Origin of the sequence: Tigheibacillus halophilus (assembly GCF_042683165.1) — a bacterium.
Taxonomy (GTDB): domain Bacteria; phylum Bacillota; class Bacilli; order Bacillales; family Amphibacillaceae; genus Tigheibacillus; species Tigheibacillus halophilus.
In genome coordinates, this window is the sequence record NZ_JBHUIZ010000013.1 from 58,889 (window position 1) to 80,372 (window position 21,484).

Annotated in this window: 18 protein-coding genes; 8 read left to right on the plus strand and 10 right to left on the minus strand. The window is 42.2% G+C overall.

Annotated features, from left to right (window positions below; genetic code table 11):
* Positions 1–141 precede the first annotated feature (141 nt).
* Positions 142–1,248: a M24 family metallopeptidase gene (locus ACFSMW_RS13730; RefSeq protein ID WP_390356540.1), complete on the minus strand. Its 1,107-nt coding sequence runs from the start codon at positions 1,246–1,248 to the stop codon at positions 142–144.
* 380 nt (positions 1,249–1,628) lie between these two features.
* On the opposite strand from ACFSMW_RS13730, the gene ACFSMW_RS13735 reads away from it, so the two are divergent.
* Positions 1,629–2,780, plus strand: coding sequence for a thiolase family protein (locus tag ACFSMW_RS13735; protein ID WP_390356542.1), 1,152 nt, complete (start codon positions 1,629–1,631; stop codon positions 2,778–2,780).
* A gap of 252 nt (positions 2,781–3,032) precedes the next feature.
* Here the strand turns inward: ACFSMW_RS13735 and ACFSMW_RS13740 are convergent, their stop codons facing one another.
* From ACFSMW_RS13740 to ACFSMW_RS13750, 3 genes are all read right to left on the minus strand, one after another.
* Entirely contained in the window at positions 3,033–4,049 is a 1,017-nt protein-coding gene (locus ACFSMW_RS13740) for a DUF3231 family protein (RefSeq protein WP_390356544.1), read from the minus strand.
* 313 nt (positions 4,050–4,362) lie between these two features.
* Positions 4,363–4,692, minus strand: a complete 330-nt coding sequence (locus ACFSMW_RS13745) for a GNAT family N-acetyltransferase (RefSeq protein WP_390356807.1) — start codon at positions 4,690–4,692, stop codon at positions 4,363–4,365.
* Positions 4,634–4,870, minus strand: a complete 237-nt coding sequence (locus ACFSMW_RS13750) for a hypothetical protein (protein ID WP_390356546.1) — start codon at positions 4,868–4,870, stop codon at positions 4,634–4,636. The genes ACFSMW_RS13745 and ACFSMW_RS13750 overlap by 59 nt, the downstream gene beginning before the upstream one ends.
* 164 nt (positions 4,871–5,034) lie before the next feature.
* Between ACFSMW_RS13750 and manA the strand changes: the two genes are divergently transcribed.
* Positions 5,035–5,991, plus strand: coding sequence for a mannose-6-phosphate isomerase, class I (manA, locus tag ACFSMW_RS13755; protein ID WP_390356548.1), 957 nt, complete (start codon positions 5,035–5,037; stop codon positions 5,989–5,991).
* 259 nt (positions 5,992–6,250) lie between these two features.
* Here manA and ACFSMW_RS13760 read toward each other — a convergent pair whose 3' ends face one another.
* Positions 6,251–7,399: an ArgE/DapE family deacylase gene (locus tag ACFSMW_RS13760; protein WP_390356549.1), complete on the minus strand. Its 1,149-nt coding sequence runs from the start codon at positions 7,397–7,399 to the stop codon at positions 6,251–6,253.
* Between the two features lie 314 nt (positions 7,400–7,713).
* Positions 7,714–8,616, minus strand: a complete 903-nt coding sequence (locus tag ACFSMW_RS13765) for an RluA family pseudouridine synthase (RefSeq protein ID WP_390356552.1) — start codon at positions 8,614–8,616, stop codon at positions 7,714–7,716.
* A gap of 239 nt (positions 8,617–8,855) precedes the next feature.
* Here ACFSMW_RS13765 and fdhA point away from each other — a divergent pair, with 239 nt between their 5' ends.
* The 3 genes from fdhA (at position 8,856) to glpK (ending at position 12,648) form a co-directional block, all read left to right on the plus strand.
* A complete protein-coding gene (gene fdhA / locus ACFSMW_RS13770) occupies positions 8,856–10,106 on the plus strand; it encodes a formaldehyde dehydrogenase, glutathione-independent (protein ID WP_390356553.1) in 1,251 nt (416 codons plus the stop codon).
* Between the two features lie 186 nt (positions 10,107–10,292).
* Positions 10,293–11,126, plus strand: coding sequence for an MIP/aquaporin family protein (locus ACFSMW_RS13775; protein WP_390356556.1), 834 nt, complete (start codon positions 10,293–10,295; stop codon positions 11,124–11,126).
* Between the two features lie 28 nt (positions 11,127–11,154).
* Positions 11,155–12,648: a glycerol kinase GlpK gene (gene glpK / locus ACFSMW_RS13780; RefSeq protein WP_390356557.1), complete on the plus strand. Its 1,494-nt coding sequence runs from the start codon at positions 11,155–11,157 to the stop codon at positions 12,646–12,648.
* A gap of 188 nt (positions 12,649–12,836) precedes the next feature.
* Here the strand turns inward: glpK and ACFSMW_RS13785 are convergent, their stop codons facing one another.
* The 4 genes from ACFSMW_RS13785 to ACFSMW_RS13800 all read right to left on the minus strand — a co-directional run bounded on the left by ACFSMW_RS13785 (position 12,837) and on the right by ACFSMW_RS13800 (position 18,698).
* Positions 12,837–14,135 carry an amidohydrolase gene (locus tag ACFSMW_RS13785; RefSeq protein WP_390356559.1) on the minus strand — a complete coding sequence of 433 codons (1,299 nt, stop codon included), beginning with the start codon at positions 14,133–14,135 and terminating at the stop codon, positions 12,837–12,839.
* A 29-nt stretch (positions 14,136–14,164) separates the two neighbouring features.
* Positions 14,165–15,676: an AbgT family transporter gene (locus ACFSMW_RS13790; protein ID WP_390356560.1), complete on the minus strand. Its 1,512-nt coding sequence runs from the start codon at positions 15,674–15,676 to the stop codon at positions 14,165–14,167.
* Between the two features lie 15 nt (positions 15,677–15,691).
* Positions 15,692–17,128 carry a M20 family metallopeptidase gene (locus tag ACFSMW_RS13795; protein WP_390356562.1) on the minus strand — a complete coding sequence of 479 codons (1,437 nt, stop codon included), beginning with the start codon at positions 17,126–17,128 and terminating at the stop codon, positions 15,692–15,694.
* Positions 17,129–17,312: 184 nt separating this feature from the next.
* On the minus strand, positions 17,313–18,698 hold the full coding sequence (locus tag ACFSMW_RS13800; protein ID WP_390356563.1) for a hypothetical protein: 1,386 nt from the start codon (positions 18,696–18,698) through the stop codon (positions 17,313–17,315).
* A 297-nt stretch (positions 18,699–18,995) separates the two neighbouring features.
* On the opposite strand from ACFSMW_RS13800, the gene ACFSMW_RS13805 reads away from it, so the two are divergent.
* From ACFSMW_RS13805 to ACFSMW_RS13815, 3 genes are all read left to right on the plus strand, one after another.
* Positions 18,996–19,853, plus strand: coding sequence for an alpha/beta fold hydrolase (locus tag ACFSMW_RS13805; protein ID WP_390356565.1), 858 nt, complete (start codon positions 18,996–18,998; stop codon positions 19,851–19,853).
* Between the two features lie 267 nt (positions 19,854–20,120).
* Positions 20,121–20,567 carry an Lrp/AsnC family transcriptional regulator gene (locus ACFSMW_RS13810; RefSeq protein ID WP_390356567.1) on the plus strand — a complete coding sequence of 149 codons (447 nt, stop codon included), beginning with the start codon at positions 20,121–20,123 and terminating at the stop codon, positions 20,565–20,567.
* A gap of 61 nt (positions 20,568–20,628) precedes the next feature.
* Positions 20,629–21,477: a M55 family metallopeptidase gene (locus ACFSMW_RS13815; protein WP_390356569.1), complete on the plus strand. Its 849-nt coding sequence runs from the start codon at positions 20,629–20,631 to the stop codon at positions 21,475–21,477.
* The last annotated feature ends 7 nt before the right edge of the window (positions 21,478–21,484 follow it).

Below are 21,484 nucleotides of genomic sequence, written 5' to 3' on the forward strand. Positions count from 1 at the left end.
AGGAAGTTATTAAGATTACAGCTGTGTTAGGCATTCTGTCGTAGATTTATCTTTTATTTAATACCAACCGTTTTTGAGCAGCCATCGATTTGGTTATAATTTGAAACCCTCTGCCTACATGGCAGAGGGTTTGTTTGACTTTTACAGAATCTGCAGCTCTCTAGGGAAAGCAGTAACTACTTCAGCTTTACCTTTTTCATTGATGTAGACATTATCCTCAATCCGGACGCCTCCATATCCAGGAATATAGATGCCAGGCTCTATGGTAAACAACAATCCGCTTTCAGCTATCTGTTCGTTATTCTCATGAACAGAAGGTTCCTCATGTACCTCGATACCAAGCCCATGTCCAACACGGTTATTGAAAAATTGCCCATAACCACTTTCTTTTATGACATTTCTTGCCGCAATATCGAATGTTTTCAAAGGGACGCCTGCTTTCACAGCATCAATACCTGCTAGAGTGGATTGGCGGACAATATCATATATTTCTCTCTGTTTATCCGAGGCTTCGCCAATGATGAAGGTTCTTGTGATATCTGAGCAGTAGCCCTCTGAGATGACGACCCCCATATCGATCAATAGGAAATCTCCTTCTTTAAAAGCACGATCTCCTGGTGTGCCGTGTGGCAATGCAGCTTTTTCCCCAGACAACACAATAGTGGAGAACGATGGACCGTTTGCACCGAATTTTTTCATCAAGTATTCCAATTCAGCAGTCAATTCCAGTTCTGTCATGCCGATTTTTACTTTTTTGATTCCTTCGGCCAGTACTTGTTCAATAATATCGACAGCTTTTTGGGTATAGGCCAGTTCGCTCCTTGTTTTTTTCAAACGCTGGCTGTTAATGAATGGCTGTAAGTCTTCATATTCAGATTCAGGGAAGAATGATTGCAACTGCTGATGCTGGAACATGCTTACTGTTTTCATTTCCAGTGCAAAAAGAGAAACTTTCCCTGTGATTTTTTGTTTCAGTTTTGCATAGGGATCCTCCTCATCAGAGACCGTGACGATATTCTTGACTGCGGATGCGTCTTCAGCAATCTCCTTGTCCAGAGCTGGAACAAATAAAGTAGTTTCACCATTTTGATTATCAATGATAAGTGCCATGAATCGTTCATGGGGATCAGAATGGAATCCGGTATAATAGAAAACATTTGCCGGTGTGGTGATCATTCCGATGTCTATGTTTTGCTGACGCAAATGTTCTTGTAATTTGGATAGTCTCGTTTGATGATCAATTGTCATAAAAAAAGCCTCCTTTTCGTCTATTTGACTAGTATATCATGCAAGTTTCGTGCTATGGAAGCGCATGGCAGATATAAAATGCTTGTCTAATACATAGGCTAAAAAATACACAGATCGATCTTAATTGCTAGGAACTAATACACTGAGGATAATTCATTATCCTCAGTGTATATGAGTCGTTGTTTTGCATTATTAAGTTAATTCATTTTTGCGTAGAAAGTTCACTCCAAGAATATTATAATGTGTGTAAGCGCATTCCCATGCAGTAAAGTTTGAGGAGAAGAAGGCCTGATATCGCTGAAGAGCAATATTTCTTAGTCCAGCATCTTATCCTGAATCTGGACAAAAACAGTTAATGGCAAAAAGAAAGGAAGATAACAATGCAGGAAGCTGTGATCATTGAGGCTGTCAGGACACCGGTTGGCAGACGTAACGGGGCGCTAAGCGGAATCAGGGCGGAGGAATTGGCGGCGAAGCCTTTAGCAGAAGTTTTAAGGAGAGCTGGTGTTTCATCTGATTTGGTTGAAGATGTTATTCTCGGCTGTGTGTCCCAAGTCGGGGAGCAGGCATTTGATATTGCCCGACAAGCAGCATTGATTGCCGGTTATCCGATACAAGTTCCTGGAACAACGATTGACCGTCAATGTGGATCAAGCCAGCAGGCTGTCCATTTTGCTTGCCAGGCAATTATTAGCGGGGATATGGACGTGGTTGTAGCAGGCGGGATTGAGAGCATGTCGCGTGTGCCTATGGGTTCCAACATGCAGGGAGTCAAACTTAGCCAGGCATTAACGGACAAATATGAAATCATCAACCAAGGATTATCTGCGGAACGTATTGCAGATAAGTGGGGCTTCAGCCGAAAGCAAATGGATGAATTTTCATTGGAAAGCCACAGGAAAGCGATTATAGCTCGTAATGAAGGACGTTTTGCAAAGGAAATCATGCCTTTGCAGGTAACACTTCCAGATGGTACAAAAACAATGATAAAAGAGGACCAAGGCCCAAGAGATGATACAAGTCTTGAGAAGCTGGAAGGACTAAAACCTGCATTCCGGGAAACGGGAAGCATCACGGCAGGTAATTCCAGTCAAATCAGTGATGGTGCTGTCGCCATCTTAATCATGTCCCGGGAAAAGGCAGATGAGCTTGGAGTGAAGGCCAGATTTCGTGTTGCAGCACGAACAGTTATCGGATCTGATCCGACATTGATGCTGACCGGCCCCATTCTTGCAACGCAAAAGATATTGCGGAAATGTGGACTTTCGATCGCAGATATTGATATTTTTGAAGTGAACGAGGCTTTTGCTTCGGTGCCGCTTGCCTGGCTCGCGGAAACTGGAGCTGATCAAGCAAAATTGAATCCGAATGGCGGAGCGATCGCCCTGGGTCATCCACTTGGTGCGAGTGGCGGCCGGCTGATGACAACGATGCTGCATGAATTGGAAAGGACAGGTGGACGGTACGGGTTACAAACTATGTGTGAAGGTCACGGAATGGCCAATGCCACCATTGTGGAGTGGCTGGAATAATATGAAACCAATAGATCAGGAGGTTTTTTGAAAAAATTAGCTCTTGTTTAAACAGCTGGAAACCAGTCTGGCATTAGTAGATAAAAAAGATTTGCCAGATAAAGGCAGACTAGTCAGAACGATAACCCCTATAGCAAGCGGTAAAAACGAAAAGTTTTTCCGCCTGCATCTTTAAAAAGAACCAGAACCGCTTCAGGTAATGCGTTACAAAATTTAGCTGATTGCTTTGCATCATATATTATTTTGCCAGCCTTATTTTTGGTTTTCTTTGGCTAAGTCCTTGCGATTTAAAGCCATAGGGGGCTGTTCCAACCATTTATTTTTAATCATGATATTCGCTCCATCTTCTGAAAGTTTCTGTATCTCAACAGATAATCTATTATACATCAGGCCTAAGTCTGCTCTAGGACTTTGACTAATACTAGCTCCATAAAAGCCAACACTAATCGCAATCAGAGAGGCTGTATAATACATCATTAATTTATCAGAAAACGTGTATTCTGTACTCTTGCTAATATCTGCGTCCCATGTCATCGGTATGGGCATGTTGCTTTCCTTTAATTTCTCTCCAAATAATGAAATATGCTTTTTGGCAACTTCTATACATCTTAGTATGAACGAAGTTACGTCTTTTGATTGGGCAACTTGGCTGAATCCGGTCAAAGTGGCGGAACCTAAAGCATTTCTTTGTATATTTGCATAGAGATTAGTCACCTCTGATCCTATCAGAGGTCTTTTTTCACCTAAAATATCCCATAAAAACCCTTGTTTCTTTACAAATTCCACTTCATCGGCATTTGGTAAGTATGGCGCTCTCACATACAACCCTTTTGATAACAGTAAGTCTTTTGACATCTCGTATAATTCGATTGTTTCTGAGAGACATTCTTTATAGTAAACAGTAATATCCGATCTGACAGCAAAGGACAAACTTGTTGCATATGTTGTAAGACCGATTGCAGCCATTTGGTGTATGAACGTTAATACAAAACTGTCAGCATATAATCTCGGGGCGGAGAGATCGACATCCTCTTCCACGGTAAAACCATAAGGAACCTTATACTTCTCTTCCGTAAATATGTGATTGATTTTTTGTACATGGGCCTGGGATAATTTCAAAGCATGTTCAATGATAGGCTTTATCTCTTTATCCTCTGCTTTTTCTAAAAAATAACTTAAAGAACATATACTTGCACTATCTTCCATGTATTGTAAGCAAAGTTGTGTTATTTCGCCTGAGGTTAGTCTGATTTGTTTTCCTTGTTCCACATAAAACCCTCCGTTTTGAATAGCCTTCTTGCTATTCTTTGTAATTAACTGTAAATTATGCAGGGTTAAACTTTCATGAAACCGGCTGGGGTTCCATAAAGATTTTGAAGATAGGACTAAGGAGGGATAGGCTTCCTGAGAGGACCTATTGCATGTCTCTTCCATGGGGGAACCTATTACAGCTGCTTGACTTGATGGCGAAGATATGGGCGGATGAAGGGGACACGCTTGTATATGTTTGAGAAGCGTCTTTTTATTTATGTTTTTTTCTGCCTTGCCAGGACGGATAACTATGCTTTGAAGGAAGAATCATTCAACTGATTCCAGGCGTATCGATCTTTTGTGAAGTGATAGCGGGCTTCCAACCCAGTTTCTGATAGATGTGGATGGCTGCCTGACTGGAGGTTTGGGTTTTTAGAAATGCGCTTTCGTGATAATCGGCCAGCCAGCTCATCGCTTTTGCTATCAAAGATCGTCCGAGCTTTTTCCCTTGATAGGCAGGAATGATTTCCACCCAGTGAAGCCGGCCAATTTCTTTTGTTTCCCATGTGCCGAACCATGCTGTAGCAGTACCAATCGTTTTTCTATCTGTCGTTGTAATGAAAATGATGCTTCGCTTCTGGAAGATGAGGCGAAAATTCACTGTCAAAGCGCTGAAGAGCCGCTTGCTCAGTAGGGAATTCATTTGTGGCAATGACGATTTCTGCACATATTTTTTTATCATCATGGTGGTCGAAATAGCGAAAATGATAACCTGCCGGCAGTGGATAGTCTGTCAGATTTTGCAAGTCGTAAAGCATTATTAAAGGTAGTTTTTTCATAGGAATGGTTCCTCGCTTTATCAGAATGATAGAATATATTTAGAAGTTCATGGTAGACTAATTGTAGCATGTCCAAAGTAAGTGATACTAGGGTCATGCGATGAATAACAAAAAAACGGGTGAGTAGCTTCAGAAGACTTTCAAACAATTACGGAGGGAACAACATGTATAAGGAACCTATTTTTCTTAAGCCTGTATTTCAAGAACGAATATGGGGTGGACAAAAATTACAGACGGAATACGGGTATAACATCCCATTTGAACACACAGGTGAGGCATGGGTCATATCCGCCCATCCGAACGGACCAAGTATCATTGAAAACGGTTCATTGGCAGGAAAGACGTTGAAGGATGCGTGGGAGACACATGGGGAACTCTTCAATAAGCAATCGGACAACGAAGAAGCTTATCCGCTGCTAATAAAGATATTAGATGCCAATGATGATTTATCTGTTCAGGTACATCCAGATGATACCTTTGCCCGTGAAGTGGAAAACGTTCCATACGGGAAAACAGAGTGCTGGTATGTTTTAAGTGCAGAGCCGGGGGCAGAACTAGTTTTAGGACATTGCGCGAAAACCCGTGAGGAACTAGCAGCAATGATGGATAACGGAAAGTGGGGCAAGCTGTTGCAACGTGTGCCGGTAAAAGCGGGCGATTTTTACTATGTTCCAAGTGGTACGATTCATGCTATCGGCAAAGGTACCGTGATTCTCGAGACGCAGCAAAGCTCTGATATCACCTACCGCGTATATGATTATGATCGTGTAAATGTAGAAGGAAATAAGCGTGAGCTGCATTTGGATCGTGCCAAAGAAGTAACGACAGTACCGCACAAGCCAGCTTCCAGTGATCATATAACAGAGATTCATGGCGGGTTGACAAGTGAGAAGCTCGTTGCAACAGACTATTTTTCGGTATACCGCTGGCAGCTCAATGGTACAGCGAACATGAACATGGAAGCAAATTTTCTCCAAGTCAGTGTAATTTCTGGTAATGCAGAAATAATGGTTGGTGACAAGCGCTACCCGCTTAAAAAAGGTGTTCATTTTGTGCTTCCTTACGGGATCGGGGAATATAAACTGACCGGAGAGGCAGAAATAGTGGCTTCACATGAATAATGAAAAACAAACAAGAGATATTTAGTAGAACGAAAGACAAGTCTTGGCAGTTAAGGTTAGGTTCTTTAATCAATTACAGCTCTGAATGTTTATACATTATATTTCCTAAAGTACATCACTTATACAAAGCGATGTACTTGTTTATTTCAAGGTATTATAGCATGGCCTCATTAGCTGTCAACGAGATAAAAACCAAAGCAAAAAGAGTTGGCCACCAAAAACTGCAGACAGCCACCTTTATTGTCCGAAAAACCTATTTTTATTTCGATAATCCTAACACTAACGCTTTAAAGATATCGAAGAATGCAAAATAGTAATCTTTGTAAACATATTCATCTGTTTTGTGTGCCATTTTTGTCTCGCCTGGACCAAACATCATGAATGGGAAGTTGTCATCTTTGCCTCGTAATAAGTTTGATGCATCTGTCACACCGGGTGAACCTTTAACAGAAATATCCAGACCCAAATATTTTTTACCGAGTTTCTTAGCAAGATCAACCATTTCAGATTTTCCTGAAGTGAAGACACTTGGTAATGACATTGTCACTTCCACCTCAATATCAGCGCTCTTTTCATTGTATTTGTCAGCTGTTTTGTTGAATAAGTCAATTACTTCATCGTTGTCAAACTCTGGAATGGTACGCACATTTATTTCAGCTACTGCTTTCGCTGGAATTGAATTTACTTGGTTCCCTGCATTAAAAATAGTTGTACTCATAACCAACTTATCCAAGACTTCATTTTTACGAGCATTGCCATTCAATTTTTCATCTAATTCCAATAGATATTTCATCAATGGATTAATCGCGTTATAACCTTGTTCGGGCATAGAACTGTGTGCAGCTTCACCTACAGATGTTACACGCAAGTTAAGTGATCCTTTGTGGGAGTAGATAATCGTATCATGTGAGGGTTCAGCTACCCACAAATAATCTACATCATCCATATAGCCTTCTTCGTATAATTTTTTAGAACCTGCACCGCCGACTTCCTCACCAGTCGTTGCCATAAAACGGACAGTTCCATTTTTTAGTTCATTATTTTCTTTGAGCTCAATCATCACTAAAGCAAGATTTACTAAACCGGCTTTCATATCATTTGCTCCACGTCCGTATAATTTCCCGTCTCTTTCTGTCAGTGTGAACGGATCTGAAGTCCACTCACTTTCGTCACCGGGAGAAACGACATCCATATGACCAGAAACGCCAATTACTGGACTTCCGCTTCCAATTTCAGCCACTAAGTTCACACGGGTGTCTGTAACTGGTACAATTTTAGATGCAATGCCGTATTCAGCAAATAAACTTTTTAGGTAATTTGCCACTTCAATTTCGTTTTCATTAATAGATTTAATCGCAATAATGTCATATAAAATCTTGATTTTTTCTTCTTTTGTAAAATGTTTCATATGAAATCTCTCCCAAAATTATCTATGTATTCTCCATGAGATTATAACTGTATTTTACCCAAAAATGCAGGTAGTATAAACACCGGGGAATTTAGAAAAAATGAAAAAAAGAAAATGAAAATAACTATAGAAAACTGCTTAGGTGATTTCGCTGTTATAAAAATGTCGCCGTAGTAAATGGGTTATATGTGTTCAAAAAAAGATAGATGACAGTATGTATAATCCCTGTTCATCCATCCTTTCTTTTCCAACCTATAATAGGATTATAAATTGTTTCATGATAGGGTTGGTAAATATTTTCTTACTGGCATCTTCTATTTTTTGGACACCTTCCAAAATGTCTTTGGTACTTCTGCTTCGAAAGTAAGTTGCTTCCCTTTAGTCGGATGGATAAAGGAAAGTGTCTTCGCATGCAACCCGAGACGTCGGATCGGATTGTGCTTGGAACCGTATTTTTTGTCGCCGACAACCGGATGACCCAAGTCTTGCATGTGCACACGAATTTGGTTTTTTCGGCCGGTTTCCAATTGGACCTCCAATAATGAGAAATGTTGATTTGATTGGAGAACTTTATAATGGGTGATGGCATGCTGCCCGCCATTATTTGTCGGGCTGGAATACATCAAATGGGTGCTTGTTTCCTTCAGCCAAGAAGAAATATAGCCATTCTTAGTTGACACTTTTCCTTCCACCAATGCCACATATGTCCGTTTTTTGACACTTTCTCTCCAGGAACGCTGCAAAGCTTGCTTCGTGCGTTCATTTTTAGCGAACATCATGACACCGGATGTGTCCTTATCCAAGCGATGCACAACAAAAATTTTGTTTTGAGGGTGTTCCCTTCTTACATGCTCGATCAATTGATGATATGCCGTCATTTTCTTTTCTTTCAATGTTGCGATGGATAACAATCCAGCCTCCTTATGGATGACTATCAAATCTTGGTCCTCATATAAAATTGTCATGCCCACAAGAATATTTTCTTTTGCCGCAGCTTTATTTTTTAAAATAGCTATGGTTTGGCCGGGATGCAATCTGTAATCATGTTTCGTTTCGATATGGTCATCCACTGTGACCTGCCCTCGTTTTAGAATTGATTTTACCGAGTTGCGTCCGCGATTCGGCATCACCTCGAGTAAAAACGGGAGCAACAGGATCGGGTCTTTGACTTTAAAATATAGCGAATGCTTATCTTTAGGTGTTTGATATTTAGCCATGGAAAGCTCCTTTAAAGTGAACAGTTTCTTATTTTCTTCCTTAAGCGTATACGGTCATCCATGGATTAGCAAGTTTAAGCTTTCCGTTGCCGTTATGAAGAAGGATGATGAATCCTACACCTGATAATTTATTATTTTAAATATTGTTAAAATAAGTGTTTTATGGTATAGTCAAGCTTAGAATGGCAACGCTTACATGATTTGCATCCGCTTCACAATAATATGAAGGAGTGATTCATGTGTCGAACAAAGCAGTGGCGTACGTTAAGCCGGGAGAAGTAGAAATTCAGGATATTGGGTATCCAGATTTGGTTTTACGGGATGGGCCGGGGGTCAACCCATTAAACGTTGGCAGAAAATGTAACCATGGTGTTATTTTGAAGGTGATTACAACAAATATTTGCGGCAGTGATCAACACATGGTCCGTGGGAGGACAACCGCTCCAAGCGGGCTCATCCTCGGGCATGAAATAACAGGGGAAGTCATTGAAGTCGGAAGTGATGTCGAATTCATCGAAAAAGGTGATATCGTATCGGTCCCATTCAATATTGCATGTGGACGTTGTGAAAATTGCCGTAAACAGGATACACATATCTGCTTGAATGTTAATCCGGATCGTCCTGGTTCTGCCTATGGTTATGTCGATATGGGAGGCTGGGTCGGCGGCCAATCAGAGTATGTCATGATTCCTTATGCAGACTTTCAGCTGCTGAAATTTCCTGATAAGGAAGCTGCTTTGGACAAAATCCTTGATTTGACAATGTTGTCGGATATTTTTCCGACAGGCTATCATGGTGCTGTTTCCGCCGGAGTTAAAACGGGCTCCACTGTCTATGTCGCCGGAGCTGGACCAGTCGGATTAGCTGCAGCACATTCGGCACAACTGTTGGGCGCTTCCACCGTTATTGTAGGTGATTTGAATGAACAGCGCTTGGAACAAGCACGCAGCTTCGGGTGTGAGACCGTCAACTTGAGAGAACATGATAATCTTGGGGAGCAGATTGATCAAATTTTAGGTATTCCTGAAGTAGACTGTGCAGTGGATGCAGTTGGATTTGAAGCAAGCGGTCATGGGAAAGATGGAGGAGAAGCACCTGCCACTGTGTTAAATTCGATTATGGATATCACTAGAGCCGGCGGCAGGCTGGGTATTCCGGGATTATATGTGACAGGAGATCCAGGTGCAGCTGATAAAGATGCCCAAGAAGGAACACTAAAAATCCGATTCGGTTTAGGTTTTGCGAAGGCGCATCATTTTGTCACGGGGCAAACGCCAGTCATGAAATATAACCGGGATTTAATGAAAGCTATTTTAAGCGGGCGCGCACAAATTGCCAAAGCTGTAAATGCTACTTTAATTTCTATAGATGATGCGCCAGACGGTTATAAAGCGTTTGATGGCGGTATATCGAGAAAATTTGTTATTGATCCGCATGATATAGTCAGAAAAAGAATGAAAATGGAAGCATCTGATACGGTATTCAACTAAAACTGGCTAATATTGTAAGACCAAAAACATGCCCACACTCCAACACTACTTTGAAGCAAAGTATGTTTAACAGTGTGGGCATGTTTGTTAGAAAAGCAGCGATATCGACATGCATAGGTGCGTCCTGTAACCTTACTCCAAGAAAAATTGTAAACCGAAACAATTTGAAACGAAGGGGTGTAAGTGATGTCTGAATTCCTTGGTGAATTGATAGGCACCATGATATTGATTATTCTTGGTGCTGGTGTTGTGGGCGGGGTTGTATTAAAACAGACGAAATCGGAAGGATCAGGGTGGATTGTAATCACGGTTGGCTGGGGGCTTGGAGTTGCCATGGGCGTCTATGCAGTTGGCAATATATCTGGTGCACATATCAATCCGGCAGTCACACTTAGTTTTGCCGTAGTCGGCGAGTTTCCATGGGAAAAAGTGCCACTGTACATTGCTGCACAAATGATTGGTGCGATCATTGGAGCGGCGATTGTGTTTCTGAATTACCTTCCGCATTGGCATAAGACCAAAAATGAAGCTGATAAACTTGGAGTATTTTCAACAGCACCAGCAGTCAGGAGCCCCTTTTCTAACCTGCTTAGTGAGATGGTTGGTACATTCGTTCTTTTAATGGGATTAATGTTCATTGGTGCGAACGAATTTACCGATGGTTTGAACCCATTGATTGTTGGTCTTCTGATCGTTGCAATAGGCGTCTCCCTTGGTGGAGCGACAGGGTATGCAATTAATCCGGCCCGTGACCTGGGCCCCAGGATTGCCCATGCCTTGTTGCCAATTCCTGGAAAGGGACATTCTGATTGGGGTTATGCATGGATTCCGGTAGTGGGCCCAATTCTTGGCGGCATCTATGGAGCAGTATTTTATAAGGCAATTTTTCAAGGAATTTATTCCGCTCTTTTCTGGATGATGAGTGTTGTTGTTTTGATGGCTGTTGTAGGTGCAACAAGTATGGAGCTGAAAAAGGCACGTGCGGAAGTTTCGGAACAGGGTCAGGAAAAAGCTGGTTAAGGGAGCGACACTGAAAGGGAGCGATTGTATGGCTGGAAAATTTATTTTGGCGCTAGATCAGGGAACTACAAGTTCACGAGCAATTCTCTTTAATCACGATGGAGAAATTGTTGAAACAGCGCAACAGGAGTTTGAACAATTTTTTGCCCATCCGGGTTGGGTGGAACATGATGCAGAGGAAATTTGGACGTCTGTATTGGCTTGTGTAGCCAGTGTGCTCAGAAAAGCAGATGTCAGCCCGGAGCAAGTTGCCGGAATTGGCATAACCAATCAGAGGGAAACGACTGTTGTATGGAATAAACATACTGGGAAACCGGTCTATAAAGCGCTTGTTTGGCAATCACGTCAGACCGCAGATATTTGCAATGAATTGCGCGACAAAGGGTATAACGATTTATTCCGCAAGAAGACTGGTCTATTGATCGATCCTTACTTTTCTGGCACAAAGATAAAATGGATATTGGATCATGTAGCAGGAACACGGGAACAGGCAGAAAATGGAGATTTGCTGTTCGGAACAATCGATACATGGCTTGTATATAAATTATCTGGCGGGAAGGCCCATATTACGGATTATTCCAACGCATCGCGCACATTGCTGTTCAATATTTATGATTTAAAATGGGATGATGAACTTTTGGACATATTGGATATCCCGAAAAGCATGCTTCCTGAAGTTCGTCAGTCCTCCGAGGTATACGCGCATACGGTGGATTATCATTTCTTTGGACACGAGGTGCCAATTGCCGGCATAGCCGGTGATCAGCAGGCAGCGCTTTTTGGCCAGGCATGTTTTGAAAAAGGGATGGCTAAAAACACATATGGAACAGGCTGCTTCATGCTCATGAATACCGGCGAAAAAGGTGTTATCTCTGAAAACGGATTGTTGACCACATTGGCGTGGGGTGTCGATGGGAAAGTGGAATATGCTTTGGAAGGAAGTATTTTCGTAGCGGGCTCTGCTATCCAGTGGTTGCGGGATGGATTGAAAATTATCGATAATGCACCGGAAAGTGAGGACTTCGCCTCAAAAGTTGATGCGACGGATGGTGTTTATATGGTCCCTGCATTTGTTGGGCTAGGGACTCCTTATTGGGATAGTGATGCGCGCGGTGCCGTGTTCGGACTGACGCGTGGTACAACGAAAGAACATTTCATTCGCGCTACATTGGAGTCGCTTGCATATCAAACAAAGGATGTGCTTGATGCAATGATTGCTGACTCTGGTATCGATCTGAAAACACTGCGAGTTGACGGTGGTGCAGTGAAAAATGACTTTTTAATGCAATTCCAAAGCGACATGCTCAGGGTTCCTGTGGAACGTCCGATTGTACAGGAAACGACCGCACTGGGGGCAGCATATCTTGCGGGACTTGCAGTGGGTTATTGGAAGGATAAAGAGGAGATTGCCAAGCAGTGGCAAATCGATCACACGTTCAACAACGACATGGCAGAACAGCAGGCTGAAAAACTTTATCAGGGATGGAAAAAAGCAGTGAAAGCAACGCGTCTTTTTAAATAGGCGAAAAAAAGGGGGTCCACACGGTCACAAGAAATATCTTGTAGGGCCTTCATACACATTTGCTGACAGAATAAATTTATTATTTGAGCGAAGCAGGTTTATGAAAACACACTGCTAAAAGAAAAATGTACGATGGAAAACCTCGCGAAAATCAAATGTTTCCGCGAGGTTTTAGTTTTGTTAGACTTTTATTTAACGCCGCCTTCTTTTCCAAGACGTTTGACGGATTCATAGAGAATTTCCACAGCTGGCAGTAACGATTCTTCATTCACATCGAAGTTCTCGTTATGATGCCCGGCAGCCAGCTCGGTCCCGAAAATACAATATGTCGCCAAACCACCGTTTCTTTGCACCTCCTCCATAAAATAGGTGGCATCTTCGGAACCGGCACTGTCATTGCTTTCGAGAACGGTCTCCGAAATCGCTGGGTGCGCCTTTGCACAAACTTCCATCATAGCGGCTAGTTCTTTGGAACAACCACAGTGCAATCCTTCTCCAACAACTTCGATAGTATAATCGATCTGATACATCTTCGCAGCACCGGCGACAATGGCGTTTACCTGGTCTTTCACATACGTGTTCACCGCTGATGTCTCACCGCGGGTTTCTGCTATCAATTTTGCTTGGTTTGCAATGATATTTCTGCCTGATCCAGCATGAAATTCTCCTATATTTATTCTGGAAGAGCCCCCGGAATGTCGGGCGATAGCATACATATTCAATGTTGCTGACGCCGCTGCCAACAGAGCATTCTTACCTTCCTCAGGATGACTGCCAGCATGGGAAGCGGTACCTTTGAAAGTGATATCCAGTTTTGAAGTAGCCATGAATCCATTATTGGCAGCTACAAAATGGCGATGCGGTACCCCTGTCCCGATATGGGAAGCAATGAAGTAATCGACACCTTGGACCACACCAGCTTTAGCCATAGATTTCGCACCGCGGGTTCCTTCCTCGGCAGGTTGAAAAATGAGCTTAATGTTGCCACGGAGATGTTGCTTATTTTCCGCAATTAGCGTGGCCAGTCCAAGGCCAATGGCGGTATGTGTATCATGCCCACAGGCGTGCATTTTTCCTGGAACCTGCGATCTGAAACCTTCCTGGAGAGGAATGTGATCTGCATCGTCCGTTTCGTGAATTGGCAGTGCATCCATATCAAACCGATAGGCTATCGTCGGGCCAGGCAGGTGTGTTTCCATTGTAGCTACGATTCCTGTATATCCTTGTGAAAAGTAATCGATAAATTGATTTTTTGCACCGTTTGATAATGCCCAATCCAAATGCTTTTTCGTTTCAACTTCATCTGGTTTTCCCATGCAGTCCTCTGCAGACATCACCGCTTTGCCTAATTGCAGTTCATAGCCTAGTCCATTCAGAACTGCAGCCACGATGGATGCTGTTCTCATCTCCAAAAAACCTGTTTCCGGATGCTGGTGCAAATCTCTGCGCCATGTGATCAACTGTTTTTCTAAATCTGCTGTTTTCATGAAAAATTCCTCCAGTTTTTTCTTTCAATCTATAAATGCGGGTGGATCCCTGGCCCAAATGGTATGCCTGTATAGTAAAATACGAGGATCAAGATGATCCAAGTGAGCAGGAATGTAATCGTATATGGAAGCATCAAAGAGATATAGGTACCGATGCTTGCTTTCTTGTCATATTTTTGCATAAAGGCAAGGATGATGACCATATACGGAAATAATGGTGTAACAATATTAGTTGAAGAATCCGCAATACGATACGCTGCCTGGGTGAATGCAGGGCTATAGCCAAGCTGCATGAACATCGGAATGAAAATCGGTGCTTCAATTGCCCATTTTGCTGAACCGGACGTAATCAAGAAATTCAACAGAGATGTGAAAATGATATACCCTAGGATCAGTCCCATGCCGGTAAAGTTGACGCTTGTCAGGAAATCTGCACCATTGACTGCAATCCATGTACCCAGGTTGGACCAATTGAAAAATGCTGTAAATTGTGCGATGGCAAAGACAAGCACAATATAACTCGCCATATCCTTCACTGATTCAGACATATAGTTGCTGATATCTTTTCCAGATTTGATTCTGCCTACGGTTATTCCGAAAGTCACGCCAATAATGATGAAGAAGAATAGAATGATTGGCACGATCCCATCAATAAATGGTGATTCAATGATACTGCCATCTTTTCCGGCTAGTGGACTGTTCGGCAGGAACAGAGTGATGGCAATGATCAGAATATAAATCAGACCTGCGAGCACGGCAAAAATGAACCCTTTTTTCGCATGGGGGAGGGCATCTGACTTTTCTTCTTCTACCGCATCACCCTCATAATGGCCAAGCCGTGGCTCGATGAATTTCGTTGTGACAAGCCCGCCCACGATCGTCAAAGCGAATACTGAAACAATGTTGAAATACCAGTTATCGAGCGGTGTGACAGTGATGGATTTATCCAAGATATGCGCAGCCTCAGTAGAGATGCCAGCTAGCAGCGCATCTGTACCGGCAATGAATAAATTCGCTGTAAAACCAGCACCGGCACCGGCAAAGCCTGCTGCCAGACCTGCGAGTGGATGGCGACCGACTTTATAAAACACAAGTGCAGCCAAAGGTGGAATCAATACAACAGCAGCATCTGATGCAATATTGCCCATGATTCCGACAAAGACGACGGTGTAGGTCAGTAAAAATGGCGGCGATTTTAAAATCGTTTTTCGAACCGCGTAGTCGAGGAGACCGACTTTTTCAGCCAATCCGATACCGAGCATCATGACGATTACTAATCCAAGTGGAGCGAATCCTGTGAAATTGTCGATCATTGACGTTAATATAAATTCAAGTCCTTCGCCGGACACCAGGTTTTTAATCGGCACCGTATCACCAGTTCCTGGATGGACGACGGATGCACCGAATAAGCTGAAAATCCAGGAAACAATCATCATTAGAACTGCCAGGCAAATAAACAACATGAACGGATCAGGAAGTTTGTTGCCTACTTTTTCAACAATATCAAGGAATCTTTGGAAAAAACTCTTTTTTTCCTCCATCATATCACCTCTTTGTCAGATTGTGTGTCCGCTCACTTTGGATGGTTTGACATCCTGAGGAATGGGACACGTGTATGGGTTGTCTTTGGAAAATGCGTTGAATTCATTTTTGACTTGATGCAGAGCTTCTGATGAGGTCAGTAGTTCCAAGCCTGTCAATGCCATGCTGCCGGCGGCCCGGAGCATCCCTTTGTTTGCGAAACTGCTGAGCCCTTGTGTCGTCATCTGCCATGTGTGCAATGGAGTGCCGAGCGTTGACGTGGCGGCAGATAATTGTGCTGTCGGAACAATCCAGCTGACATCGGAAACATCTGTTGATCCATAGAATATTTCCTTGGACTCCTCGTATGCTGAAATAGTGTCTGCCAGATACTTGCCTGCAAGCTCTTTGCCGTCACCGACGTAGCCAAAACCTTTCATCAATTCCACATGATAATCTTGTTCTTCTTTCGTGAAGGTTTCCCAGATTTTCTTGGCAAAATGTTTTTCTTCTTCGGTAGCTTTCTCCGCTCCGATAGCAACTAAATGCCTGTGTAATATTTTTTCCAAGCTGCGATTAGGCACATAGTTGGAACAGGCTTTATCGAATTCGATAGATAACTGTGTTCCAGTCATCATGGCTGCTCCTTCTGCTATCTGGCAAACTCGTTGAAAAATACCATTTGCCTGTGCTACTTTTGGTGCGCGAACCAAGTACAAGACCTCTGCACGTGCTTGGACTACGTTCGGAGAAACCCCGCCGGTATTGGTTACTGCATAATGGATTCTTGCATCCTGTACGACATGCTCACGTAAATAATTGACTCCGACATTCATCAGCTCTACTGCATCCAGGGCACTTCGTCCCAGGTGAGGTGAGTTGGCAGCATGGGCTGCTGTGCCCTTAAACCGGAAAAAAACTTGATAGTTTGCCAGTGTCGGCCGGGACATGATGGAGTTAGATGGAGATGGATGCCAAGTCAGCGCTGCATCAACATTGTCAAACACACCTTCCCTGACCATGAATGTTTTGCCGGAACCGCCTTCTTCGCCCGGACATCCAAAGAAAATGACTGTACCAGGAAGCTTGTGCTCCTGCAGATAACTTTTTGTCGCACAGGCCGCTGCAAAGGCACCGGTACCAAGCAAATTATGTCCACAACCGTGGCCAACATCATTTTCTAAAGGTTTATAGGATGTTTCAAGCGGTTTCTGGCTGAGCCCGGATAGAGCATCGAATTCCCCTAAAAATCCAATTACAGGTTTTCCAGAACCATAGCTGGCAGTAAAAGCAGTTTCCATGCCAGCAACATGCTTTTTTACAGTGAATCCTTGTTTCTCACATGCTGAGGCGAGAAAAGAAGCAGAATCATATTCTTCAAATCTCGTTTCCGGATGCTCAAAGATAAACTCGGAAACTTGTTTAAAGTATTCCTTATTTTCATTCAGGTAATTTTTAACAAATTCATTCATTACAAAACCTCCAAATAGTGATGGTTTGGTGATTGTTCTTCCTGCTCACTGTGTCCGTTTCTGTTTGCAAAGTATCTTTCTATGAACTTGCCCCGTTCGACAGAGTTTTGGTTGCAGTGTATTCACCCGGATGATGGCTGTCCCATCCTGGCAAGGTACAAAGACGGGATTACGCGGCCATTTCTTAGTCATTTTCTGGATCCGATCCCTTACCAGTACTAGCGACTCCTCTTTTCCAAGCTTTTTCTTCGCATGAAGAAAATAGCGCATTATCCACAAAGTGATAGATATTTTTCGGTCTTCCTCTTTGATTGGATTGTACTTTTCCGCATTTTTCAATCACATTGGCCTGTTCCAGTTCGGCCAGGATTCTTCTGCCGTTTCTTTCGGTGCTTTGCAGCCATCGTGAAATATCTTCCGCTGTGAATTCTTGTTGGCTGTATTTATGGGAATATACAACGATTCGCATCGCATCCCTTGGGCTGATCAAGCCTTTTCCAAATCTATCGAACAGTTCCTGTTCCAGCTTTTCCGTGTTCAATGAATCCTTAGCATGACTTGCAAACTTTGCGGTAACAGCATGCTGTCCTTCTACAACCAGAATAGCGGCCTGCTTCTCTATTTTAGATTGGTTCAACCCATACCGAACATTTTGTTCAGCGTGCAGCACAGTTTCTCCATATCCAATAGCAGTTGTAATGGAAATGTGGTTCCTTATTTGGTATTCGTCGATCAATTGAAATAAAGCGCTTTCAAATTTGTTGTCAATTTCTCCTTTCGTTGTAAAAATGAAGTATAATCCATCTCCGACTTCTACGAAAGAACCACTCATCGATTCGGTAAGAGCTAAGAGAGATTTTTTTAAGTCCAGGTCATGATGTTTCCACTTGAAGAGCTGGTACTGATCAATTATTTCTGCAATATTCTGTACCTTAAAGCCGATTACCGCCATTTGCAGATTTTCATAATGGTTTGCCTGTGCTCTTTCAATCAGCAGCTGGATGGTCATTTTGATAGATAAATAGGAAGGAGTCAGACGATAAACTGGTATTCCATCACTTTTCAATTGATCAAAGGTCGCTTTAATTGCTGTAATAGCCACTTGCGTTTTATTTTCCGAATACAACTTTTTGTGAAAAGCAACCAGTTTTTCCAAGTCATCATGCGACTTGAAGGGCATTGTATAGTATTCAAGGGAGTCCAGATTGTAAAAAGAGAGCACTTTGGCAATTTCCTTGTCAGTAATATGATCCATACTTATCCTTTTAAAAATCCGTCCCTCATTCAGTTGTGCTTCCAACAGCTTTCCAAAAAAACTAGATCCGTGAAGCGGCGGAAAACTGCCGTCTTCCTTTTTAATCAGCTGTTGATCGATAGCATAAGAGTAATTCATGATGCCCGAAAACAGCCATTGGTCCACAAACAGCCTGTTGTTTGCAATAATGGTGGATATCTGGCTCACCTCATCGTACACAAATGGAATAAACGTCACTCCCTCAAAATCCCTTGATACTTTCAGGATCTTTGCAACAGATTCCGAAGGTCCAATAACGCCAATTTTTATATGCATTGTATTCACCTCCATGGCATAATAGTCAAGAAGAAAAATGAATTAAGGAATTTTTCCTTTATTTTTCCTTATATTACTAAAATGTTTTTGGTTTGTCTACAAATTCTATCAAATAGATGGGAAAATACAGATAATACGGGAAAATATTTATTGGATTATTGATAATAATACGAGAATAATGTAGAATATGCTGCATATGTTTTTAGAAAATAACGTAACAAGTGAGAATTTACAATAAAAACAAGTAAGACCAGAAAACAATTGGTCAGTTCAATTGCGAAAAAGGAGAGAGTGGAGATGTATGCAAATATCAATGGTACAAAGCTTTTTTATGATGTGGATGGTTCTTCTGTAAGAATAATGAATGGCGAAATCGTACGTAAGCCCGTCGTTTTCATTATTCATGGCGGCCCCGGGGGATCTCATTTAGGTTTTAAACCATATTTTGACGGGTTGGCGGAGCATGCACAACTGGTATATGTAGACCAGCGGGGGTGCGGATTTTCCGATGAAGACCTTCCAGAAAATTATACATTGGAACGAAATGCGGCAGACATAGAAAGCCTAAGACATTATCTTGGCCTGGAGAAGATTTACCTTCTTGGACATTCTTATGGAGGTATGGTTGCCATGAGTTATGCGATAAAATACCAAGAAAACCTTCAGGGGCTTCTTCTCCTGGCAACTTCGCCATCCTACAAGTTTTTGGAAAAAGCAAAAGCGTATGTTGAAAAGCACGGGAACTCGGAACAAAAATATTATGCTGATAAATTATGGAAAGGGTCTTTTCAGTCAGAAGAAGAACTTAGAAACTATTTTCATGCATTGGCTCCCTTTTATTCCACGGCAGCAGCCTCCGGAAACGCTATGATGCGGCCGAAAACAAAACACTCCTACGAGCCGTTGAATAAAGGTTTCGGTGGTTTCATGAGGGAGTTTGATTTGAGAGATAGACTTGAGGAAATTTCTGTACGTACTTTGATCCTTGCTGGCAGACATGATTGGATCACACCGGTAAGCGAAAGTGAAGAAATACACAAACGAATTGCCGATAGCGAATTTCACGTATTAGAAAACAGCAGTCACCGCATTTTTGCTGATGAACAAGAAAATACCATCAGATGGATCACGGATTATTTAATAGAAAAGGAGTAGCATAGACCAGGCTGTCCTCTTGTTTACAGCAGGAGGGCGGCCTTTTTTCAAATGTGTTAGCAGAAGGTTTTGCATGGATGCTTTTGTCGAATATTAATAATTTGTCAAAAAATATTGATTTCATACGAGAACTGCTATATAATGTCTTTTAATAATCTGATTTCGATAATAAAAAAGGTTTTGAATGTTGTTAAACAGAAGCATTTACAATTGCATTGCCCTTTTTAAGTACTTTTAGTCGAATTTGGTATTGTAAGGAGGAATTGTATGGAATATGAGATAGATGATTTGGACAGGCAGATTATTCATCTCCTTTCAAAGGATGGAAGAAGAACATTTGCAGATATAGCAAACAGACTACAAGTAACAGAGAAAACGATCCGTTCAAGATACCGTAATTTGATTGAAAGAGGAATTTTGAATGTAGTTGGTGTCATCAACCCGATCGCTGTAGGGTTAAAGGCTGGGGCAATCATCTTCATAAAAGCAACACCTGCAAAAATTGCTAATGTAATTACAAGGCTGAAAGAGATTAACAAAATTCGGTACATCACATTGGTTTCAGGCGAATATCCAATACTGGTCCAAATAGCTGTCCCTGATCAAGAAGAGATCGTTGCGGTTTTGCAAGAGATTGGGAAAATCCCGGAAGTGTGTGAATATCATTCTATCGTTCAGTTAGAAGTGTATAAAAATACATTTGAATACATTTAAGCGTAGGGCAGAAAGGATATTTTTGTTCATAATTATTTAAAAATTGAAAGGAGATAATAAAGTGAAAATATTCATTTCCGCAGATATGGAAGGTATTTCAGGTGTGGCTGCAAACCAGCAATTAAAGACAGTTCAGGAGTATGAGCGTTTTCGCAGGCTGATGACAGAAGATGTTAATGCAGCTATAGCAGGGGCCTATGATGGGGGAGCTGCAGAGGTAGTTGTTGCTGATGGTCATGGAAATATGTCGAATATCCTTATAGAGAGTTTGGATCAAAGAGCAAGGCTTGTATCAGGTAATAACCGGGTGATGTGTCAACTAGAGGGCCTGGATCATTCATTTGATGGCATCATGTTTGTCGGCCATCACGGTCGTGAGGGAGGTTCAGATACAGCAGTAATCAGCCATACACTCGCCGGTGTTTGTGTAGAGGAGATGAAAGTAAACGGAAAGGTTGTCGGGGAAACCGAAATGAATGCATATGTGGCCGGGGACTTTGATGTTCCACCTCTATTTATCAGTGGGGATGAGGCGTACGTAAAAGAAGTAAAGGAAACATTTCCGGATATTGAGTCGGCAATCACAAAGAAAGGGGTGGACCGTTTTGCTGCGGAACTGATCCATCCGGAAATTGCACGGCACGCAATCCGTGAAGGAGCCAAAACAGCTGTTGAAAAGGCAGCTGATTTTAAAACTGCAGTAATGCCAGGACCGGTGACTTTTGAGATTACCTTCAAAGGCTCCCAGCAAGCAAAAATGACAACGACGCTGCCAACAGTTGAACAAATCGCACCTAAAAAAATTCATTTTACTTGTAAGGATATGATTACTGGTTATAAACAGATGTGGGGCTGTGTCATCATAGCTATCACCGCAACAAACGGCGTGATGGGCAGCGTCAACGCGTAACGATCAT